This window comes from Roseicyclus mahoneyensis (genome assembly GCF_003148775.1).
GTDB classification, from domain to species: Bacteria; Pseudomonadota; Alphaproteobacteria; order Rhodobacterales; family Rhodobacteraceae; genus Roseicyclus; species Roseicyclus mahoneyensis.
The window spans coordinates 219,374-239,911 of the sequence record NZ_QGGW01000005.1; the positions used below are offsets into that span (position 1 = coordinate 219,374).

14 protein-coding genes are annotated in these 20,538 nt (G+C 66.3%); 5 read left to right on the forward strand and 9 right to left on the reverse strand.

Annotated features, from left to right (window positions below; all coding sequences use genetic code 11):
* Positions 1 to 12: 12 nt before the first annotated feature.
* The 5 genes from C7455_RS20485 to C7455_RS12215 form a co-directional block, all read right to left on the reverse strand.
* Entirely contained in the window at positions 13 to 6,846 is a 6,834-nt protein-coding gene (locus C7455_RS20485) for a Hint domain-containing protein (protein ID WP_109668572.1), read from the reverse strand.
* A 195-nt stretch (positions 6,847 to 7,041) separates the two neighbouring features.
* On the reverse strand, positions 7,042 to 7,920 hold the full coding sequence (locus C7455_RS12200; protein WP_109668574.1) for a dimethyl sulfoxide reductase anchor subunit family protein: 879 nt from the start codon (positions 7,918 to 7,920) through the stop codon (positions 7,042 to 7,044).
* 1 nt (position 7,921) lies between these two features.
* Positions 7,922 to 8,668: a 4Fe-4S dicluster domain-containing protein gene (locus C7455_RS12205; RefSeq protein WP_109668576.1), complete on the reverse strand. Its 747-nt coding sequence runs from the start codon at positions 8,666 to 8,668 to the stop codon at positions 7,922 to 7,924.
* Positions 8,665 to 9,498: an alpha/beta fold hydrolase gene (locus C7455_RS12210; RefSeq protein ID WP_109668578.1), complete on the reverse strand. Its 834-nt coding sequence runs from the start codon at positions 9,496 to 9,498 to the stop codon at positions 8,665 to 8,667. Before C7455_RS12210 ends, C7455_RS12205 begins: the two co-directional genes overlap by 4 nt.
* Before the next feature lie 148 nt (positions 9,499 to 9,646).
* Positions 9,647 to 12,472, reverse strand: a complete 2,826-nt coding sequence (locus tag C7455_RS12215; RefSeq protein WP_109668580.1) for a molybdopterin oxidoreductase family protein — start codon at positions 12,470 to 12,472, stop codon at positions 9,647 to 9,649.
* A gap of 167 nt (positions 12,473 to 12,639) precedes the next feature.
* On the opposite strand from C7455_RS12215, the gene C7455_RS12220 reads away from it, so the two are divergent.
* Complete coding sequence (locus tag C7455_RS12220) at positions 12,640 to 13,908, forward strand: Coenzyme F420 hydrogenase/dehydrogenase, beta subunit C-terminal domain (RefSeq protein ID WP_109668582.1); 1,269 nt, start codon at positions 12,640 to 12,642, stop codon at positions 13,906 to 13,908.
* Between the two features lie 97 nt (positions 13,909 to 14,005).
* Here the strand turns inward: C7455_RS12220 and C7455_RS12225 are convergent, their stop codons facing one another.
* Positions 14,006 to 15,193, reverse strand: a complete 1,188-nt coding sequence (locus tag C7455_RS12225) for a cupin domain-containing protein (protein WP_109668584.1) — start codon at positions 15,191 to 15,193, stop codon at positions 14,006 to 14,008.
* Between the two features lie 179 nt (positions 15,194 to 15,372).
* Between C7455_RS12225 and C7455_RS12230 the strand changes: the two genes are divergently transcribed.
* Positions 15,373 to 15,672 carry a hypothetical protein gene (locus C7455_RS12230; RefSeq protein ID WP_109668586.1) on the forward strand — a complete coding sequence of 100 codons (300 nt, stop codon included), beginning with the start codon at positions 15,373 to 15,375 and terminating at the stop codon, positions 15,670 to 15,672.
* 70 nt (positions 15,673 to 15,742) lie between these two features.
* Here C7455_RS12230 and C7455_RS12235 read toward each other — a convergent pair whose 3' ends face one another.
* Together C7455_RS12235 and C7455_RS12240 are read right to left on the reverse strand one after the other, a co-directional pair.
* Positions 15,743 to 16,444 (reverse strand): winged helix-turn-helix domain-containing protein, encoded by a 702-nt coding sequence (locus C7455_RS12235; protein WP_109668588.1) that lies wholly within the window; start codon positions 16,442 to 16,444, stop codon positions 15,743 to 15,745.
* A complete protein-coding gene (locus tag C7455_RS12240; RefSeq protein ID WP_109668698.1) occupies positions 16,416 to 16,706 on the reverse strand; it encodes a hypothetical protein in 291 nt (96 codons plus the stop codon). The genes C7455_RS12235 and C7455_RS12240 overlap by 29 nt, the downstream gene beginning before the upstream one ends.
* A gap of 226 nt (positions 16,707 to 16,932) precedes the next feature.
* On the opposite strand from C7455_RS12240, the gene C7455_RS12245 reads away from it, so the two are divergent.
* The 3 genes from C7455_RS12245 (at position 16,933) to C7455_RS12255 (ending at position 19,279) form a co-directional block, all read left to right on the forward strand.
* Positions 16,933 to 17,370: a hypothetical protein gene (locus tag C7455_RS12245; RefSeq protein WP_109668590.1), complete on the forward strand. Its 438-nt coding sequence runs from the start codon at positions 16,933 to 16,935 to the stop codon at positions 17,368 to 17,370.
* Between the two features lie 88 nt (positions 17,371 to 17,458).
* A complete protein-coding gene (locus tag C7455_RS12250; RefSeq protein ID WP_109668592.1) occupies positions 17,459 to 18,097 on the forward strand; it encodes a ribonuclease HII in 639 nt (212 codons plus the stop codon).
* 78 nt (positions 18,098 to 18,175) lie between these two features.
* Positions 18,176 to 19,279: a site-specific DNA-methyltransferase gene (locus tag C7455_RS12255; protein ID WP_109668594.1), complete on the forward strand. Its 1,104-nt coding sequence runs from the start codon at positions 18,176 to 18,178 to the stop codon at positions 19,277 to 19,279.
* A gap of 191 nt (positions 19,280 to 19,470) precedes the next feature.
* Here the strand turns inward: C7455_RS12255 and C7455_RS12260 are convergent, their stop codons facing one another.
* Positions 19,471 to 20,427, reverse strand: a complete 957-nt coding sequence (locus tag C7455_RS12260; protein WP_109668596.1) for an L-threonylcarbamoyladenylate synthase — start codon at positions 20,425 to 20,427, stop codon at positions 19,471 to 19,473.
* Between the last annotated feature and the right edge of the window lie 111 nt (positions 20,428 to 20,538).

Here is a 20,538-nt window from a genome sequence, read left to right on the forward strand (position 1 = left end):
AGGGGGAGCTTGTCACGCGGCGCGCAGATCCCGCAGGCTCGGCGGCAGGTCGCGGGCGCGGGCGAAGTGGCGGACGCGGGGTCCAAAGGCTCGGTCTGTCGGGCCGGTGAACAGCTGCGGGAAGATCAGACGCAGTTCCGCACGGGCCGGATCGCTCAGCGCGGCCAGCGCCATGGGGCCGGGGTAGAAACTTTCGGACGGCGCGCCATTGGCAAAGACGATCTGGTGGGTGTCGAACATCAGGTGGATGTAGGTCACCTGCCGCAAGCCGTTGGCCACGCGCGCCAACCCACCCGCGCGCCGGGCCAGATGGATGGCACGCACAAGCGTTTCCTCGCCGCCCTCGGGACGCAGCAAGACGCCATGTTGCGGCGAGACCAGCAAGGGCGCATCGGCCCCGACCAGGTCGGGCCGGATCAAGACGGGGCGCAGCCTGTCGTTCGCAATGAGATCGGCCGCGCCGATCCGCCGCGCCGCCACCCATTGCAGGGCTTGCACACCGTTGTCGCGGGTCACGATCTTGTCGCCAGCCCGCAGGCTTTCGACCGGGCGCGGGCCGGTTTCGGTCAGGATCGACGTGCCGGGGGTGAAACAGATGACGCCGGTGTTTTCCTGCGTGAAGCTGTTGCCATCGGGCGTCTGACCAAGGAACACGATCCCGTCGCCCGGGGCGAACTGGGTGTTGTCGCTGTAATCGACGGTCTGGCCCCAGACGGTATTGCCGACGTTGGACTGGTTGAGAATGCCGTCGTCGGCGTAATCGTCCTGCAACTCGGCGATGTTGTCGTAGAAGCCGGACAGGTCGATGAAGTCGTTGTTGGTGGGATCGCCGTCATCGAGCGTGCCGGTATTGCCGAAGTTGAAATCCGTGATCGTGTCGAGCCCGTCGCCGACATTGTAGACGAAGGTGTCATTGCCCGCACCGCCGGTGAGCAGGTCATCGCCCGCGCCGCCCGTGATCAGATCGTCGCCCGCGCCGCCATCGAGAACGTCATTCTCGAAGGGCATGGTCAGGACCTGGAAATTGTCGAGACCGAAGCTGAGGTTGTCCGTCCCGACCCCGATTCGGAAAACATCCGCCGGGTCGTCGACGGTGACGCTGACTTCGAACAATTGGTCGTAGTAGAAGGCGGTTCCCGGGCCGGGCGAGGTGACAGTGAAGCTGCCGCCGCCGAACGTGCCCTCGATGACGGTGCCGGCCGCTGCGGGAACCTCGAAGCTGAGGATGGCCACACCGTCGAGATAGACCGTGACAATCCGCGGTCCGACCATCATGTCGCCCGGATCGGTGGCCAGGACGTCGAAGTTGACCGTCGCGGACCCGGCATCGGCGGGGGTGGTGACGTTGGTGGCGACCCATTCCTCGCCCATGGGGCCGAACTGCCCGAGATAGGTGCCGTCGGGCGAGATCTGACCGCCGGTGATCGGTGCGCCGTTGGAGGGGACGAACCAACCTTCGATCGTGCCCTCGAAATCGTCGAAGCGGATCTCGGTCGGGACACTTGTCGTGCCGCCCCCGTCGAGCGTGTCGTTGCCCGCGCCGCCCAGCAGCGTGTCGTTGCCCGCGCCGCCGGTGATCAGGTCGTCGTCATTGCCGCCATCAAGGCTGTCGTTGCCGTCGCCGCCATCAATCGTGTCGTTGTCGTCCTGTCCGAAGATCGTGTCGTTGCCCGCGCCGCCCGACAGGCTGTCGCCGTTGTTGTTGGGGGCAAGATCGGTGCCGTCATTGGGCAGGTCATAGGGCGCAAAGAGCGGGTAGTCGGGGTTGTCGGGGGAGACGTCGCCGTAGATCAGGTCGTCGCCGTCGCCGCCATAGATGGTATCGTTGCCCTCGTTCCCCTCGATCGTGTCGTGGCCCGCGCCGCCGTACACGAGGTCATCGTCAAAGCCCGCGTCGATGCTGTCATCGCCGTCGCCGCCAAAGATCAGGTCGTTGTCGTCGCCGGTCAGGATGGTGTCGTTGCCAGCACCGCCGTCGACCGTATCGCGGTCGTTGAACGCATCGGGGTCGCCGGGATAGTAGAGCGGGTTGCCCGGTGCGCCATAGCCTTCATCGGGCAGGCCGGTGCCCGGGTCGGTGCGGGTGTTGATGAAATCGTCCCCATCGCCGCCCGAAACGCTGTCGCTGCCGGCGCCGCCGAAGATGGTGTCGTTGCCATCCTCGCCATAGATGACGTCATCCCCGGCGCCGCCTTCGATCAGGTCGTCGCCCGCGCCGCCGAAGATGGTGTCGTTGCCGTTGCCGCCGTTGATCGTGTCGTTGCCGGCATGGACGGCGAATGCGTCGGCGATGTCGAAGGACGACCCGTTGTCGTGGAAGATGTCGAAGCTTTGCGTGTTGCCATTGGCATAGGTCAGCGTGATAACATGGTTGCCCGGCGCGACCTCGGTGACGGTGGACGAAGTCCATGCCTCTGCGGTGGCGATCCAGTCGACGCCGTAGTCGAAGGCTTCGATCCGCAGGCTTGCGCCGTCGCCCGTGCCGGTGACGAAGACAACGTCGCGGACATCATCGCCATCATTGGCCGTGCCCGCGCCATCGTCGAGGATGATGGTCGCGCTTGTGCCCGTCGCGCCGTCGAAGACGAAGCTGTCTTGCGTGGTGCCGCCGAAAACCGTCGCGCCATCGGCGACAGCCGCCCCACTGGCCGGATCGTCGCCCGACAACAGGTCGTTGCCGTCGCCGCCCGTGATGGAATCGTTGTCGAAGCCACCGTTGACGGTGTCGTTGCCGCCCTCGCCCTGAAGAGTGTCGTTGCCTTCCTGACCGTAGATCTCGTCGTTGCCGTCCCCGCCTGTGGCAAGGTCGTCAGCGGTGCCCATCCACAGCGTGTCATTGCCCGCGCCACCGGCAAAGGTGTCGTTGCCCTCGCCATTGGGATCGAAGGCGTAATCGTCGTAGACCGCGCCGCCATCCGCGCCGGTCAGGCTGTCATCGCCGCCGCGCGTCTCGACATAGGTGCTGCCGTCGTCCAGCGTGGCATCGACGATGTCGTCGTTGTCGGTCAGGATCAGGTGCTGGATGTTCTCGAAACTCATCACCTCGCCGGTCACCCGGTCGGTGATGGTGCCCGCGCCGGGGCCGGTGAAGACCACCTCGACCCCGTTGGGCAGGCCGTTCAGGTCGATCAGGTCGAAGTCGAGGCCGCCGTCGATATGCGTGCCGCCGAAGCCCGCGCCGACGATGTAGGTATCGGCCCCGTCCCCGCCCTGCACGATGTCGGCGCCGCCGTTCAGCACGATGGTGTCGTTGCCGTCGCCGCCATCAATCGAGTCGTCGCCCGCGCCGGAGATGATGAGATCGTCGCCCTCTTCGCCCATCAGGCTGTCGTTGTTCTCGCCGCCTAACAGCGTGTCATTGCCCGTGCCGCCATAGATGCTTTCGCTGCCGCTGCCTCCGATGATCAAATCGTCGCCGGCATCGCCGTAGAGACGATGCGTGCTGCTGCTGCCAATGATGGTGTCGTTGCCGTCGTCCCCACTGAGGAACCGGGTCCCGGTCCCCGCTATCAGCGTATCGTCGAAGTCGGAACCATAGACGGCCTCGATGCTGATGAGCACGTCGCCTTCCGCGTGACCCCCTGATTCAGGCGCGTCGTCCGACAGGTCGATATGCACGGCCTCTGTGCTCGTGGAATACAGCACCATGTCGTAATCGGCACCGCCGTCGATCGTGTCAGCGCCTTCGTCGGAGTTGAACCGATCATGCCCGTCGCCGCCGACCAGGGAGTCGTCACCTGCGCCGCCGCGGATGAAATCCGCACCGTCGCCGCCGTAAATCGTGTCATGGCCCGATCCACCAAAGATATGATCGTCACCGGCATCGCCATGGATGATATCATCGCCGTCATCGCCATAGAGCGTGTCATCGCCATCGCCGCCAAAGACGAGGTCATTTCCAGCGCCTGCGCTGAGGACATCAGCTTCCGCGCCGCCGTCCAGCGTGTCGTTGCCCCCGCCGCCAGTCAGGGTGTCTTGGCCCTCCCCGCCTGACAGGCTGTCATTGCCCGATCCGCCGATGATGCTGTCGTCGCCGCCGGCCGCGACGATGTCGATGCCTGCGCCGTTGGGCGTGGCGTCGACCACGTCGGAATTCCCGTTCAGGATCAGTTGCTCGATCCCCGAGAAGGTTAGGGTGACGCCGGTGACGGTGTCGGTGATCGTGCCTGCCCCGTTGCCGGTGAACAGGATCGTCACCGGGTTCGTCATGCCCGAGAGGTCGATGGTGTCGTAGTTCACACCGGTCGTGACATCGTCGCCACCGATGATCGTGGCATTGCCGAACCCGTCGCCGACGATGAAGGTATCGGCGTCTTCCTGTCCCTCGAGCAGGTCGGCGCCGGCGCTGGTGTACATCACGTCGTCGCCGGCCTCGCCCCAGAACAGGTCATTGCCTGCCCCGCCGACAAAGGTGTCGTTGCCGTCCCCACCGGTGAAGGCGGTCCCCGATGCGGAGGCCGTGAACATGTCGTCGAAGCTCGAGCCGATGACCTGCTCGATGTTCACGAGCGTGTCGCCCTCGGCGTGACCGCCGCTTTCGGCCAGTGTGTCGGCAAGGTTGATCGTCATGGCGCCGTCGCTGCCGGAATAGTCGACGATGTCCCACCAGGAGGCGCCACCGTCGATGCTGTCGGCGCCCGCCGATCCGATGAACAGGTCGTTGCCGTCGCCGCCGATCAGCGTGTCGTTGCCTGCACCGCCATCGAGCGTGTCGGCGCCCGTACCGCCAAGGATGCTGTCGTCGCCGTCGCCGCCCAGGATGCTGTCATTGCCGGACCCGGCGAGGATCACGTCATCGCCCGCGCCACCGTCGATGGTGTCGTTTCCGCCGCCGCCCAGGATGACATCCGCGCCGTCGCCGCCTGACAGCATGTCGTTGCCGTCATTGGTCGGCAGGGCGGTGATGGTGATGTTGTCGATCTCCAGATCGGTCGAGACGGTTTCGGTCGAGGACGGGTTGCTGAACCGGATCGTCACGTCCTCGGTGGTCGAGGTGAAGGCGAGCGTGTAGGTCTGGCTGCTGCCGTTCGTGACCACCTCTGTCCGGGAGGCGATGACGTTTCCATTCGCATCGACCACTTCGATCAGGAGCGTGTGATCGCCCACGCCGAAGCCGAATTCCGAGGCGTCTACGGACAGGGCATAAGGCGCGAACGGCGTGACCGCCACGGTCTGTTCGACAAAACCGCCGGGTCCGCTATCGTTTGCATTCAGCGATGCGCCGTTGTTGTAGAACAAGGTGGTGCCACCGCCGCCGATCGTCCAGCCGGTGGCGCCTGCGTCGAACCCTCCGTTCACGACTGTGACGGGCGCCCCTTCGGTCGCGTCGCCATGGATGGTGTCGTCACCCGCACCGCCATAGATCGTGTCGTCGCCATCGCCCCCCAACAGCAGGTCATCGCCCGCCGCTTGCCCGATGTCGATGGTGGTGTCGTTGGTCGAGACGATTGTCAGGTTGTCGATGCCGAAGGATTCGTCAGCCAGTTCCTGATCCGTGGTCGAGCCGAAGCCGATGGTGATCTGGTCGGCGGTATAGTTGTCGGCCTCCAGCCGGACGCGCCAGACCTGATCGCCCCATTCGCTGGCGAACCCAAGCTCTTCGTTCTGGGTCTGGATGAAACTGAAGGTGTAGGTGACCCCGTCGAGCGTGATCGAGCCGCTCCGGTCGGCGTCGAAATTGGAATCATTCCACTGGAACAGCTCGTTGGCGACGATCTGGCCGTTGATGTAGAGTTGGAAGGCGTCGCGGTCGGGGCCGATCGAAAAGGCGGTATCGGCATCCCAGCTGTCGATGATCAGAAGGTCGAATTCGATGACGACGCCCGTGTAGCCATCGACAAGATCGAAGGTTTTTTGAGTCAGCGGGCCGCCGCTGCTGTCGCCATCGGTGCCCTCGAACCGGCCGAGGAAGTCGTTGAACCGGCCGTCGCTGCTGGTGGTGTTGTTGGTCCAGCCGGTCGCGCCGCCGGTGAAATCCTCATGCGCGACCAGAACGGCATCGACCGTGCCCGGCCCGTCGCCGAAGATCAGATCGTCGCCCGCGCCGCCGGTGATGGTGTCGGCCCAGCCGTCGCCCTGCAGCGTGTCGGCACCTTCGCCGCCGTCGATGCTGTCGTTGCCGCTGCCGCCCTCGACCAGATCGTCGCCGGTGCCGGCGTCGACGGTATCGTCGCCCGCGCCAGACCGCACGGTGTCGTTGCCGCCATAGGCGAGAATCAGGTCATCGTCATTTCCGAGGAAGTTGTCGGTGTTGTCGACCCTGTCACCCTCCGGATCGCCGGAATAGCTGCCGTCGATCAGGTCGGCGTTTTCCGTGCCCTCGACCGTGCCGTCCTTGACGTCGAGCACATAACGGTCGGCGAACATGTTGTAGACGTCGGTTCCGTTCGCGGGCGCCGCGGTGCCCAGCGTGACCGCGGCGATGGGCTTTGCCTCAAGTGCGTCGGTATAGGCGTTCGGACCGGTGGAGGACGGAACAAGATAGATCCGCCCGTCGGTGTCTTGCATGATCAGCGCATTGACGGTGGCGCTGGTGCCGTCGGTATAGGTGATGACCGTGTTGTTGTAGGTCATCAGCACGTCGAAGGTGCGCGGCGCGCCGCCGTCGATCAGGAACTGCTCGTTCGCGACCGCATTGTTGGCGTTGTAGCTGATGGCGTCGCCGTCGGCGCCGGGCCCGGATGTGGGTGCGGGTGAGAAGGTACGCAGATCGCCGGAAACCGGATCGGTTGCGCTGCCGAAGCTGAGCCCGTTCAGAGCGTTGTGGTTTTCCGAGGTGATGTTGCCCTCGACCGTGTCGATGAACGGGGCAAGGCCAAGTTCGAAAACAAAAAACGTCGTAGCCATTCGGCGTAGCCCCCAGAACTCATCTCACGTCGGCTGCGGGCGACATGCCGCATCTTGCCCGACACCGGCGCAAACACGACGCGCGGCATCACGACCTAAACGGCATCCGACGGATGAATTTCAGGTTGAAACGGGGATTTTTTGTGGCCATCGCGGCGCGAGGGGCACGATCTTGCCATAATCCTGCGCTGAGCGTCAGCCGTGCCTGCCGTAATACAGGCCCAGGACATGCTCGGCCTCGGCAAAGAACAGCCAGCGCGAGGCGGCCATGCCCGCCGCATGGCTGAGCACCGCAAGCCCGCCAAGCACGTGGCCCGCACCCGGGATCAGCACAAGGCCGAGCGGCACGAGATAGCCCAGCGTCAGGGCAACCCCCCGCAGCTTGAGGGCGTGCTTGCGGCCGATCACATGCACCATCTCGCGCAGGAGGTAGTTGGTGCCCGTGTGCGGGGCCTCGAAGGCGCGGATGCGCCCGGGCTGCCCTAGGCCGGTGGCGGTGGCCAGCGTGTGACCGGCCTCGGCAAAGCGGGTGTCGCCGACGCGCCAATGGCCGATCTGGATGAGGCCCGCCGCCAGAAGCAGAACCGCGGCCGCAGTCAATTGCCCGGCCAGAAGCGCCCCGCCCGCCAGCGCGACGGATCCGAAATGCAACGGCGTCAGGATCTGGTTCCAGCGTGGAACCGTCTTGAGCTGGGTGTAGATCATCGCCGTTGCGATCACGGTCGCCAGCGAGAGCGCCGCGCCCAGCCCGCCCAGCACCGGCAGGCGCAGGCCGAGAAACACGGCCGGTGCGGCAAAGATGCCCATGACCAGCAGAGCCGCCACCGCCACGACAGCCTCGCGGCTGAGCCAGCTGGTCTGCCATTGGGTGAAGGCCTTGAGCGCGCGTTCGGGATGGCCGAGGTGAAAGGCCGAGGCCATGAGGCCGCCCACGGCAAGCACATAGGCGATGAGAAAGAACCCAAACGCCGTCCAGCCGGTGACGGCGGGCAGGCCGAGGCCGAGGAAGATCAGCAGGCCGAAGCCAAGGCCCGAGAGCGTGGTGAAGAGGATGACGGAGGGGGCCGGATGCATGTCAGAGCCGGTCCAGCGCCCGGTCGAGCCAGCCAAGGAAGCCTTGGGGCGTCTCAGACACGGGGGTCAGGAAGGGGGCGAGGATGTCGGTCTGCTCCCAAGTGTCCCGCGGGCGCGGCGGCAGGTACTTGTTGACGGGTTTCGTGCCCATCTCGGGCATCAGGTCGATGCCGCCGCGCGTGGCCACCAATTGGCTGACGTCGCTGCCCGGATCGCCCAGATCGCCGAAATGGCGCGCGCCTGCGGGGCAGGTGCGCACGCAGGCCGGTTCGCGGTCGATCTCGGGGAGGTTCTCATTGTAGATGCGGTCGACGCAGAGCGTGCATTTCTTCATCACGCCCGCCGCCTTGTCCATCTCGCGCGCGCCATAGGGGCAGGCCCAGGCGCAGAGGCCGCAGCCGATGCAATCGGTCTCGTTGACCAGAACGATCCCGTCATCCACGCGCTTGTAGCTGGCGCCGGTAGGGCAGACGGTGACGCAAGGCGCATCTTCGCAATGCAGGCAGGATTTGGGGAAATGCACCAGTTGTGCCGGACCGGTCTTGGGCGTGATCTCGTAGCTGTGGACGCGGTTGAGGAAGGTGCCCGAGGGGGCGGCGCCGTAAGGGTCCTGATCGGACAGGGGCGCGCCGTAATTCTCGGTGTTCCAGCCCTTGCAGGCGATCACGCAGGCATGACAGCCGACACAGGTGTCGAGGTCGATCACAAGGCCGAGCTTGCGGGTCGTGCTGGTGGGGAGCTGGGTCATGCGGTGGCCTGGCAGGAGGTGACGAAGGCGGCGAGATCGGCGACGAAACGGTCGGGGGCCTCAAGGAAGGGGGCGTGGCCGATACCGTCGTAGCCGAGGAAGCGACCGTCGGGCATGGTGCTTGCCGCGACGCGACCGGTCTCAGGGGCAACGACGCGGTCCGAGAGCCCGTGGATGACGAGGCCGGGGCAGGTCATCGCAGCATAGGTGGGGCGCAGGTCGAGATCGGCGGCAAAGAGCGCGCGGCGGGCATGGGCGGGGCAGAGCATGTTGACGCCGACGAGTTCGGCATAGGTCGTGCGGTCGAGCGGATCGGTGGTGCAGGCCTCGACGAAGCGGGCGGTGGCGGCAAGGCGGCGGGGCAGGTCGTCGGTGTAGAGATCGCGGTCGAGGCCGGGGGAGGCGGGGCCGACCATCCAGTCCTCGCGCGCGCGGCCGATGGCAAGGATGCCGCCCGCCAGCACGACGCCCGCCAGATGCCCCTCGCCATGGGTGGCGAGGTGGGCGGCGATGACGCGGCTGCCGTAAGACCAGCCGACGAGCGTGGGGCGGTGGAGGTCTGCGGCCGCAATGACGGCGGCGATGTCGTCGCCCCAGAGCGCGGTGTCGGTATAGGCGGCGGGGTCCTCTGGCTTGTCGGAGGCGCCATGGCCGCGCAGGTCGAGGGTGACAAGGTGGAAGCGGTGGGCCAGCCTGTCGAGCGTGGGCTGCCAGCAGGTGCCTGCCTGTGACCAGCCGTGGATCAGCACGACGGCTGGCGCGGCCGGATCGCCCATGGTGGAAAAGGCGATGCGGGTGCCGTCGGTCGAGGAGGTAAAATGGGGGGTCATGGCTGGCGGCCGGTCTTTTCCACTGGGGTTTCGTCGCCTGCGGCGCCGACCGGCCGGGGGCTCTGCCCCCGGACCCCCGGCAGAGAGGGCTGTCTGCCCCCTCTGCACACCCCCGAGGATATTTGGAAAACAGAGAAGAGGTGGCGTGTCATCGGCCGATCTTCCAGGCGAGGGATTTCGGGCCCCGGCCCACGGGCGAGGCGAGCGGCGGTAGTGCGGGGTGCGCCTCGCGCGGGGCGGGGCATTTCTCGATCCGCACGCGTAGATCGAACCACGCGGCCTGCCCGGTGATCGGGTCGGAATTGGCCCAGCGGTGCCCGTCGCCCTTGGGCGGCAGCAGTTCGTGGATCAGGTGGTTGAGCAAAAAGCCGCGTGTCGCCTCGGGCGCGTCGGGGTCGAGCGCCCAGGCTCCCTTGCGCTTGCCGATGGCGTTCCACGTCCAGACGGTGTTGGGGTTGAGCGCTGCCATGTGGGCCACCGGCACCGTGATTTCCCCATGGGGCGAGGTGACGCGCCCCCATGAACCTTCGGTGAAGCCGTGGTCTTCCCACAGGTTCGTCGGCAGGTAGAGCGGGTTTTCGCCGTGGATCTGTCTAAGCCAGGCGTTCTGGCTGCCCCAGGAATGATACATCGCCATCGGGCGCTGGGTCAGCGCATGGAGCGGGTAGGCGGCGGTGTCGATCGCGGCCTGCTCGAACGGCTCATACCAGACGGGCAGCGGGTCCATCGTGGCCTTGATGCGGGTGCGCAGGTGGTCGGGCGGCTGGTGCGGGCCATGGCCTTCGGCGGCAAGCTGGAAGCGGCGGAGCGGTTCCAGCCAGAGGTTGAAGATGTACGGTTGCGGACTGTCGTAGAGGCCGAGCGACACCGCCCATTCCTGATAGGCCATGTTCCAGGGTTTGTAGAACTGGGCCGCCTCGGGGATGTGGTGGGTGAAGTGGCTGCCGTTCTCGATGTAGCGGGCGAGTTGTTCGGGATTGGGCGCACCGCGCCCGGTCGCAGTGCCATCGTTGCGAAACCCCATCAGCGGGCCGATGCCGGGGCGGCGTTCGTGGCGGGTGATGTAATCGGCGTAGTCGGCATAGGCGGGGCTACCGTCATCCGCCACGAAGCCCGGCAGACCAAGGCGCGCGCCGAGGTCCAGCAGCACCGACTGGAAGCCCCTTACATCGCGGTCGGGCGCCACCACGGGCCAGCGGATCGCATCGCCCGCGGCATCGGCCTCGGAGATCGGGCGGTCGAGCAGGCTGATGCAGTCATGGCGTTCCAGATAGGTCGTGTCGGGCAAGATCAGGTCGGCATAGGCCACCATCTCCGAGGAATAGGCATCGGAATAGATGATGCGCGGGATGACATAGTCGCCCGTCTCGGGATCTGTGTCGGTCAGCATCTCGATGGTGCGCGCGGTCCCCATGGAGGAATTCCACGCCATGTTCGCCATGTAGAGAAACAGCGTGTCGATGCGGTAGGGATCGCCCGCATGGGCGTTGGAGATCACCATATGCATCAGCCCATGGGCCGACAGCGGGTTTTCCCAGGTGAAGGCCTTGTCGATCCGCTGCGCGCGGCCGTCGGCGTCAAGCGCCAGATCCTCGGGGCCCATCGGATAGCCCAGATGGGGGCCTTTCAGCGGCTGGCCGGGGGTGGCGGTGGCGTGGGGCTTGGGGTGCGCTTCGGGCGGTTTGGGGTAGGGCGGCTTGAAGCGGAAGCCGCCCGGCGTTTCGACCGTGCCGAGCAGGATCTGCAAAAGGTGCAGCGCGCGCGCGGTCTGGAAGCCGTTGGAATGGGCCGAGATGCCGCGCATGGCGTGCATGGCGACGGGGCGGCCGATCATCGTCTCCTGGCGCTCGCCGCGGAAATCGGTCCAGGGCTGGGGGATCTCGATCGCCTCGTCGAAGGCCACGCGGGCAAGCTCGGCGGCCAGCGCGTGGATGCGGGGCGCGGGGATGCCGCAGCGACCCGCCACCGCCTCGGGGGCGTAGTCGTCCGACAGGTAGCGTTCGGCGAGGATCTGGAACACCGGGCGGTGTGTGATGCCCGCCCTCCTGTAGCCATGCGCCAGCCCCGGTTTCACACCCGGCGCGTCAAAGGCCGTGGGCAGGCCGGTCGCGCGGTCGAGCACGAGCGGCTTGCCGCGCGCGTCGCGCAGGAACAGGCCGTTTTCCGGGCTGGCGGGGTCTTCGTTCACCAGCACGGGCGCATTGGTGAAGCGTGTGAGGTAGTCGAGGTCGATCTTGCCCGCCTTGAGCAGGCAATGGATCAGCGACAAGATCAACAGCCCGTCGGTGCCGGGCGTGATCCCGATCCAATCATCGGCGACGGCGTTGTAGCCGGTGCGGATCGGGTTGATGCCGATGACGCGTGCGCCGCGCGCCTTGAGCTTGCCCAGCCCCATCTTGATGGGGTTGCTGTCATGATCCTCGGCCACGCCGAACAAAAGCAGCAGCTTGGTGCGTTCCCAATCCGGCTGGCCGAATTCCCAAAAGGCGCCGCCCATCGTATAGATGCCGGCGGCGGCCATGTTGACGGAGCAGAACCCGCCATGGGCTGCGTAGTTGGGTGTGCCGAAGGCTTGCGCCCACCAGCTGGTCAGCGATTGCGACTGGTCGCGCCCGGTGAAGAAGGCCAGTTTCTGAGGCGCCGTCTCGCGCAGCGGCGCCATCCAGTCGACGGCCGTCTGCAGCGCTTCGTCCCAGGTGATTTCCTCGAACTGGCCCGATCCGCGCGGGCCTGTCCGGCGGAGCGGCGCGCGCAGCCGTGACGGCGCGTTGACCTGCATGATCCCCGCGCTGCCCTTGGCGCAGAGCACGCCCTTGTTCACCGGATGGTCCCGGTTGCCTTCGATATAGGCGACACGGCCCGCCTTCAGGTGCACGTCGATGCCGCAACGGCAGGCGCACATGTAGCAGGTGGTCTTGCGGACCTCGTCCGAGACCCGTGGCGACAGGTCGAGATGTGGTTCAGGGTGACCCATCCGCCCTCCCCGCGGTCGAGTTGTCCGAGTGCAAGGTTTGGCCGGGTGGGCGCCGGGATGCAATGGCCCCCGGGGCGATCCGCGAAGAATGGGCGCAGTGTAAACGCAAGTTGACAGTTTGGAGGCGGGCTCCGATAGTGGGGACTGCCTCAGGACCGGACCCGCCCATGCCCAAGGATCTTTCCCCGCCCGGTCTGACCGTGCCTGCCCTGACAGGGGCCGCCCGGCCCGGTCTGTGCACCGATTGCGGCGTCAGCCGCATGGGCGACGGGCGCGCCTGCGGCCGGGCCTGCCAGTTCATTCAGCCCGATTACGAGGGACTGGAGGCGCGGGTGCATGGCCGCGTGGCCGATCCCGCCGCGGGGGAGGAGGCGTTTTTCGGTGTCACCCAGCGCATGATCCGCGCCCGCCTGACGCCGCCTGCCGATGGCGCGCAATGGACCGGAATCACCACGGCGCTGGCCGCCCGGTTGCTGCAACAAGGCGCCGTCGATGCGGTGCTGGCCGTCCGCCCGCACCCCGATGACAGATGGCGCCCCGAGCCGGTGATCGTGACCGACCCGGCCGCGCTGGCACAATGTCGCGGCATGCGCATGGGCTACGCGCCCACGCTTGCGGCGCTGGAGCCTGCCGCCGTCGCGGGGCACAGGCGGATCGCGGTGATCGGCATTCCCTGTCAGGTCTACGCCCTGCGCGCGCTGGAGCAGGAACTGGGGTTCGAACAGATCCTCGTCATCGGAACGCCATGTTCCGACAACACCACGACCGAGAATTTCCACGAATTCCTCGCCCTTCTCGACGACCGCCCCGACACCATCTCCTACCTCGAGTTCCGCGCCGATTACCGGGTGGAACTGCGTTTCGACGATGGCCGCCCGACGCGGACGGTGCCGTTTCTCAAGCTGCCGATCTCGAAGCTCAGGGCGGATTTCTTTCCCATGACCTGCAAGACCTGCGTCGATTATACCAACCGTCTGTCCGACATCACGGTGGGCTACATGGGCGGCGATGGCGATCAATGGGTGATCGCGCGCAATGCACGCGGGGCCGGGATGCTGGCCGCGATCGAGGATCAGCTGCGTGTCGTGCCGCTGACCGACAAGGGCAAGCGCGGCGGCGCCGTCAAGGGGTTCTTGGCCAATACCGAGCGCGCGGCGGGCGGGCTGCCGCTGCGGTCGATGCCGGACTGGGCGCGGCCGATCGTGAGCTTCTTGCAACCGCGCATCGGCCCGCGCGGGCTGGAATTCGCCCGCGCCCGCGTCGAGATGAAGGCGATCGAGACCATCTTGCACCTGCGCCGCGCCCATCCCGCGCGGATCAAGAACATGGTGCCCGCCCATGTCTGGCGGGTCGCCGCGCGCTACGGGCTTGTCCCCTCCGAGCAAGAGACCCGCGAGGATGCACAGACGGTCAAGACGACGGTAAAGAAACCGTAAAGAGCCTTCTTCGTTTCGAAAATATCCCGGGGGAGTCGCGCCTTGCGCGACGGGGGCAGAGCCCCCGCCGACATCTCCAAACCGTGGTGCCCTTGGGTCAGTGAATGACCATCAGCCCCTCGCGCACGAGGCGGCGCACCAGAACCAGCTTGCCCGCCTCATCCAGATCGCCGGGCAGATCGCCCACCCGGACATCGCGGGCGGTGATGGCGAAGCCGAGCGTTTCTCGGGCGAAATCGGGCAGCTCGATCTCGGTGCCCTGACACACGAGGCGCACGGTGCCCTCCTCCTCGATATGGGTCATGTCGTGGATCAGGTGCGGGCGCGCGCCGACGCGGCTGTCGATGTCGAGCTCCCTGAGCTTGACCAGCTGGGCCATCTGCCCCTCGACCCGCGGCACGCGACCGGTGAGGAAATCTTGCTTGAAGCTTTCCATCAGCTTGCCCAGTGGCGCGGCCCCTGCGATCAGACCCAGCATCTGTTCGAAATCGTCTTGATGCGCGGCAAAGTCATATCCGGGGCTGGCGTAACCCGGTGGCAGGGCGCGGCGCAGGCGCGGCTCGCGGTGGGCCATGATGTTGACCGCCTCGACCAGCACATCGGCCCATGTCCGGCACATCAGCCCGGTCGTGATGTGCAGGGACGGCTCGCCGGTTGCGACCGCATCATGGGCCAGCCCGCGCGGCACATAGAGCATGTCGCCCGGCTGCAGCACGAAACGGTCTGTTTCCGCACCCACCTGCACAAGGCCGGGGTCGAAGCCCTGCGATGTCAGGGGCAGTTCGATGGGCGTGTCGTAGAAGCGCCATTCCTTGCTGCCCGCGATCTGTAGCACGATCACGTCATGGTCGTCGTAATGGGCGTTGAAGCCCTGACTCTGGGCCTGGGTCATGTAGATGTTGGTCTGCACCCGACTTGAAAACACCGCCTCGAGCGCGCGGCAAAAGCGGGCGAGCCTGGGCAGGCGTTCGTGCAGACCCGACAAGATCACGGTGGAGCCGTCGGCGAACAGCTGGTTCACGCGCACCGGATCGATGAAGCCGGATTCATAGGCATAATCGGCCGGCGTGATGTCGCCTGCCGACCGCGTCACGGTGATCTCGGGCACGGACAGGCCCATGGTCGTGACCACCCGGTCGATGTCGTCGAAGCTCAGGAGATCGCCGTAATAGTCGGGATCGTTCCGGGCGACGCGCAGGGGCTTTTTTTCGAAATGATCAGCGAAGAAAGTGGCTGGGGTGATCGGGGCGATGGTCCAGTCGAAATTGTAATCTGAGGATGTCATGGGTGCTCACGGAATGGGTTGCGTATCACGGGTTTGGCACTGTGATACTCAGAACATGGCAAAGGTCAGGCGTCCATACCTCCCACACAGCGGGAAAACCCGAGATTGACCGGGCAAGTGGCCTCTGCGAAGGTTAAATCGGGACCAAGCAAGACAGCGGGCAACAGGAGACACGTGCCATGTCCAGCGATGATAAGACGACGCCGAAGACGCTGACCGACAGCGACATCAAGACCGAACACCAGTCGGGCCGCCGCAATTTCCTTGGCCTGATGGCCGTGGGGGGCGCTGCCGGGGCAGCCGCCGCCCTGACCGGCGGTCAGGCGCAGGCGCAATCTACCGACAGTGACAACGGCAACTGGACAGACCGCGGCGGCTGCGGGCGCGGCGGCGGCGGCCTTTACAGCGGCCGGACCGATGCCGACAATGGCAACATCACCGATCGGGCTGGCTACGGACGGGGCGCGCCCTATTGCTGAGGCTCTGACCTGCTGATCGATGGAAAACGCGGCTCCTCTGAGCCGCGTTTTTCGTGTCTGGCCTCGCGCCTCAAATCATCTTTATGACGTCCTTGTCGATCGCCAGAACATACCCCTTGCGGGCGATGTTCTTGATCAAGAGCTCGCTCACGATCTGGTTGCCCAGCGTGTCGCGCAACCGCTTGATGCGGGTCGCGCCCGCCGCCTCATCGGCGTCGGTCTCGTGCTTGCCCGAGACCATCGCCTCGATCTGCGCGCCCGACAGCACCTCGTCGTCCAGCCGCGCCTCGGCCAGCACCGACAGGGTTTCCATCGCAGCATCGGTCAGCTTGAATTCAAGGTTGTTGATCAAGACAACCCGTTCCTCGCGGCTCAGGATCAGCGACGACACCTGGATGCCCTGCCGTTCGATCTGGCCCATCCGCCGATTCAGCGTGACGATGGTGACAAGGAACACGAGGCAGGCGACCAGCAGCGCGGTCGAGAATATCATCAGCACGAAGATCACCGCGCGGTAGCTTTCCAGCACCTTGGCAAACGAGGTTCCGGTCTGGGCCAGAACCTCCAGCACGCGGGTGGCATCGGGGTTTCGGACATCATTGAGCACGAAGACCTCGGCCACCGCCGCGTTGAAGGCATCGGCATCGGGAAGGTACAGGAACAACAGTACCGCCGACGTCACAAGGACCGTGACGACCGCCAGAACACCCAGTTGCACCACGCGGGTCGAGGCGATCCGCGTTTCAGAAACGGAGGAAGAATTCTCCGGCATCGGCTCTCCTCGGGGTGAGGCCCGAAGAATCGAAGACCGACACCACCTGCAACAACTCCCAACCGCCCTGCGCGATGCGGGCCGCGATCAGGGGCGCGGCGGCCCCGACCGAACAGGCATCGGCAGGCAGTTCGATCACACCGTAGTGCAGTCTGAGGGGGTTATCCATCTTTGCGCGATAGTCGGCGTAGCAATCGGCAAGAGCGGGGCCAGCCATGAGGCTGGCGGCGGCGGCGAAAAGCAGGGTGCGGAGGTGGGTCATGGCATGCTCGATAGATGAAACGGGGCCCCTGTGCCGGGGCATCTGAGACAAGACATGCCGCGGAGGGGGGCTGACATGCAATGACAGCGCCGATTTTCCGCCCCGTTATCGGATAACAGCCCGGCGATATTGAGCGGCAGGGCACGATGCCGCCCGATGGTGTCATCGCGGTCCCCGACGGGGTCGCCCCCCTTTGATACCCATGATCCGCCGAAGGAGACGCGCCATGTTCCACACGCTTCGCACGACCCTTTCCGCCGCAGCGCTCAGCGCGCTGCTTGCCGTTGGTGCCATCGGCGCCAGCACCGCGCCTGCCCAGGCCGACAGCCGCGACGCGGCAGCGGTCATCGCCGGCATCATCGCGCTCTACGCCATCGGCCGCGCGATTGACGACCGTGGCGATCGCCGCCCGCCGTCGCAACTGCACCATGTCCCCGCACATCCCCGGCAGATCGTGGCACCCGCGCAGTGTTACCGCGAGTTCCAGACCCGCGACGGGTTTTTCCGCGGCTATGCCGGGCATTGTCTGCAGCGGAGCACCCATGTTGCCCTGCCGCAGGCCTGCGCACGGGATTACCGGACGGACCGCGGATGGCGGACCTTTTACGGCGGGCGCTGCCTGTCCCAGTATGGCTGGGTCCGTGAAGGCCATCGCAGCCACTGAAACCATAATCGAGCAGGCGAGAAGGGCGGCTCCCGAACCGGGGGCCGCCCGTTCTTGTGCCGGACCGGACGGCGTGGGATGAGAGGGCATGGCCCGACCCCGCCCCGATCTGACCTATGAGACCGCCCTGTGCGGGCGCGTCTGTGGCGTCGATGAAGCCGGGCGCGGCCCGCTGGCGGGCCCGGTTTCGGCGGCCGCCGTGGTGTTGGACCCGTCCAACATCCCCGAGGGGCTGAACGATTCCAAGGTCCTGAGCGCCGCGCGCCGCGAGGCCTTGTTCGATCAGATCCACGCGCGGGCCAAGGTCAGTCTGGCCTGGGCCAGCGTGGAGGAGATCGACCGGCTCAACATCCGCGCGGCGTCCCTTCTGGCGATGCGGCGGGCAGTGGAGGGCTTGGGGTTCGTGCCCGATGCAGCGCTGATCGACGGCAATGCCTGCCCGGAGGGGTTGCCTTGCCGGGGTGTCACGCTCGTCAAGGGCGACGCGAAAAGCCTCTCGGTCGCGGCCGCTTCGATCATCGCAAAGGTGGCCCGCGACAAGGTGATGACGGCGCTGGCAGTCGAGTTCCCCGGCTATGGCTGGGAGGTCAACGCAGGCTACCCCACGGCGGCCCACCGCGCCGCCCTACTAGATCTGGGGGTCACCCCCCACCATAGACGGTCGTTCCGGCCGGTGCACAACATCTTGCTATCAATGCCCATACAACGCATTGATTCCAATAAATAAATTGACGCCGAATCGGATTTGGGCGACTCTGCCCCCAGGACCCGGAACGCCCGAGAGAGGCGCCGACAAGAGGCAGAGATGACCACAAAGACAAAATCCAAGGCAGCGCCCGCGCTGCCGCGCAATACCATTCTGGCTGGCGACTGCATCGAGGTGATGCGCGCGCTGCCCGATGCATCGGTCGATCTGATCTTTGCCGACCCGCCCTACAACCTGCAGCTCAAGGGCAGTCTGCACCGGCCCAACAACACGCTGGTCGACGCCTGCGATGATGCATGGGACCAGTTCGACAGTTTTGCGGCCTATGACGCTTTTACCAAGGCGTGGCTGGCCGAGGCGAAGCGGCTGCTGAAGCCCGATGGCGCGATCTGGGTGATCGGCAGCTATCACAACATCTTTCGAGTCGGCGCCGAGTTGCAGAACCAGGGCTACTGGATCTTGAATGACGTGATTTGGCGCAAGGCCAATCCGATGCCGAATTTCCGCGGGATGCGGCTGACCAATGCCCATGAGACGATGATCTGGGCGACCCGGACCGATGGCGCGAAATACACCTTCAACTACGAGGCACTGAAATCGCTGAACGAGGGTGTGCAGATGCGGTCGGACTGGGTGATCCCGATCTGCAACGGCGGTGAGCGGCTGAAGGACGAAAAGGGCGACAAGGCCCATCCGACGCAAAAGCCCGAGGCGCTGTTGCACCGTATTCTGGTCGGCACGACCAATCCGGGCGATGTGGTGCTGGACCCGTTCTTTGGCACAGGGACCACGGGCGCGGTGGCCAAGATGCTGGGCCGCGACTGGATCGGGATCGAGCGCGAGGAGAGCTACCGCCAGATCGCCGAGGCGCGGCTGGGCGATGTGCGGCGGCTCGACAGCGGGGCGCTGCAGGTTGCCACGTCGAAACGGCAGGAGGTGCGGGTGCCCTTTGGCCAGCTGGTCGAGCGTGGCATGCTGCGCCCGGGCGAGATGCTGGTGAATGCGCGCGGACAAAGCGCCAAGGTACGGGTCGATGGCACGCTGATCGCCGATGACGTGAAGGGTTCGATCCATCAGGTCGGCGCCAAGCTGGAGGGCGCGCCCTCGTGCAACGGCTGGACCTATTGGCATTTCCGCCGCGACGGGCAGACCGTGCCCATCGACGTCTTGCGCCAGCAATTGCGCGCCGAGATGGGCAATTGATCAAGGTTTGAACCGCGGGCCTTGCGCGACGACCCGTGCGGCCTGCCCCTTGCCCCCGCCGATGCCCAAGCCCGGCGGGGGTTTTTCGTATCGGCGGGTTTCGTCGCGCCTTGCGCGCCGACCCGTGCGAGGGGGCTGTCTGCCCCCTCGCGCTCCCCCGAGGATATTTGTGAAACAGAGAAGAAGCGGGATCAGTCCCGTGGTGCGGCGGCCCGGCGCAGGCGATCGTTGATGGCGCGGCCTAGGCCCTGTTCGGGGACGTCTGCGACCCGGATCGCAGGTGCGGCGCGGGCGGCGGCAAGCGCGTCGGCGGTGTGGAGAGCCGCGAAGAGGTTGGTCGCGGCCTCGGCAAGGTCGGCCATGGGCGACAGGTTCAAGTCGCAGGGCATCGGGCCGAACCCCAGTGCGATCTCGCCGGGTTGCGCCGTGCCGCCAAGGATCAGGCGCGTCTCGGGGGCGTAATGGCTGGCCAGTTGGCCGGGGGCTTCGATCTGCGCGCCCGGCGTGGTGTCGGCGATCAGCGGGCCGGTCAGGTGTTCGATCGCTTCGCGCGGGAGGCCGCCTTCGCGCAGGAGCCGCGTGCCGCCGGGCGCGGGGGCGAGGATGGTGGATTCGACGCCGACCGCGCAGGGGCCCGCGTCAAGCAGGGCGGCGATGCGGTCGCCGAGGCCCGCCAGAACATGGGCGGGCGTTGTGGCGCTGATCTTGCCCGAGGGATTGGCTGAGGGGGCGGCAATGGGGCGGCCGAAGGCCCGCAGCACCGCCTGCATGGATGGGTGCGCCGGCACGCGGATGGCAACGGTGGGCAGACCTGCAGTGACGCGCGGCGACAGGCCGTGGTCAGGCTTCAAGGGCAGGACAAGCGTCAGGGGGCCGGGCCAGAAGGCGTGGGCGAGCGCCCGGGCTGCATCGGAAAATGCGGCGATGTCTTCGGCGGTGGCCAGGTCGGGCACATGCACGATCAGCGGATTGTGGCCGGGTCGGCCCTTGGCTGCATAAATCGCAGCCACGGCGGCGTCATCGGTGGCGTCGGCGGCCAGCCCGTAGACCGTTTCCGTCGGCAACGCGACAAGCGTGCCATGACCCAGCAGGGTCGCGGCGCGGGCATGGCCCTCGGGCGTGTCGGGCAGGAGTTCGGGCAGGCTCATCGGTCTGACGTGACGTTGCGGTTGATCGGGGCGGGGGCAGGCCCCTAGCGTGGGGCAACAGGGCCGAGGGGGTAGCGCGGTTTGCGTCCCCGTGCAATGACAGGCCCCAAC

Bases quoted from the DNA above. Each gene is read 5' to 3' on its own strand.
- C7455_RS12255 (WP_109668594.1), top strand. From the start codon at position 18,176: ATGACCACAAAGACAAAATCCAAGGCAGCGCCCGCGCTGCCGCGCAAT.
- C7455_RS20485 (WP_109668572.1), bottom strand. From the start codon at position 6,846: ATGGCTACGACGTTTTTTGTTTTCGAACTTGGCCTTGCCCCGTTCATC.
- C7455_RS12200 (WP_109668574.1), bottom strand. From the start codon at position 7,920: ATGCATCCGGCCCCCTCCGTCATCCTCTTCACCACGCTCTCGGGCCTT.
- C7455_RS12245 (WP_109668590.1), top strand. From the start codon at position 16,933: ATGTTCCACACGCTTCGCACGACCCTTTCCGCCGCAGCGCTCAGCGCG.
- C7455_RS12205 (WP_109668576.1), bottom strand. From the start codon at position 8,668: ATGACCCAGCTCCCCACCAGCACGACCCGCAAGCTCGGCCTTGTGATC.
- C7455_RS12225 (WP_109668584.1), bottom strand. From the start codon at position 15,193: ATGACATCCTCAGATTACAATTTCGACTGGACCATCGCCCCGATCACC.
- C7455_RS12210 (WP_109668578.1), bottom strand. From the start codon at position 9,498: ATGACCCCCCATTTTACCTCCTCGACCGACGGCACCCGCATCGCCTTT.
- C7455_RS12235 (WP_109668588.1), bottom strand. From the start codon at position 16,444: ATGCCGGAGAATTCTTCCTCCGTTTCTGAAACGCGGATCGCCTCGACC.
- C7455_RS12215 (WP_109668580.1), bottom strand. From the start codon at position 12,472: ATGGGTCACCCTGAACCACATCTCGACCTGTCGCCACGGGTCTCGGAC.
- C7455_RS12240 (WP_109668698.1), bottom strand. From the start codon at position 16,706: ATGACCCACCTCCGCACCCTGCTTTTCGCCGCCGCCGCCAGCCTCATG.
- C7455_RS12250 (WP_109668592.1), top strand. From the start codon at position 17,459: ATGGCCCGACCCCGCCCCGATCTGACCTATGAGACCGCCCTGTGCGGG.
- C7455_RS12230 (WP_109668586.1), top strand. From the start codon at position 15,373: ATGTCCAGCGATGATAAGACGACGCCGAAGACGCTGACCGACAGCGAC.
- C7455_RS12220 (WP_109668582.1), top strand. From the start codon at position 12,640: ATGCCCAAGGATCTTTCCCCGCCCGGTCTGACCGTGCCTGCCCTGACA.
- C7455_RS12260 (WP_109668596.1), bottom strand. From the start codon at position 20,427: ATGAGCCTGCCCGAACTCCTGCCCGACACGCCCGAGGGCCATGCCCGC.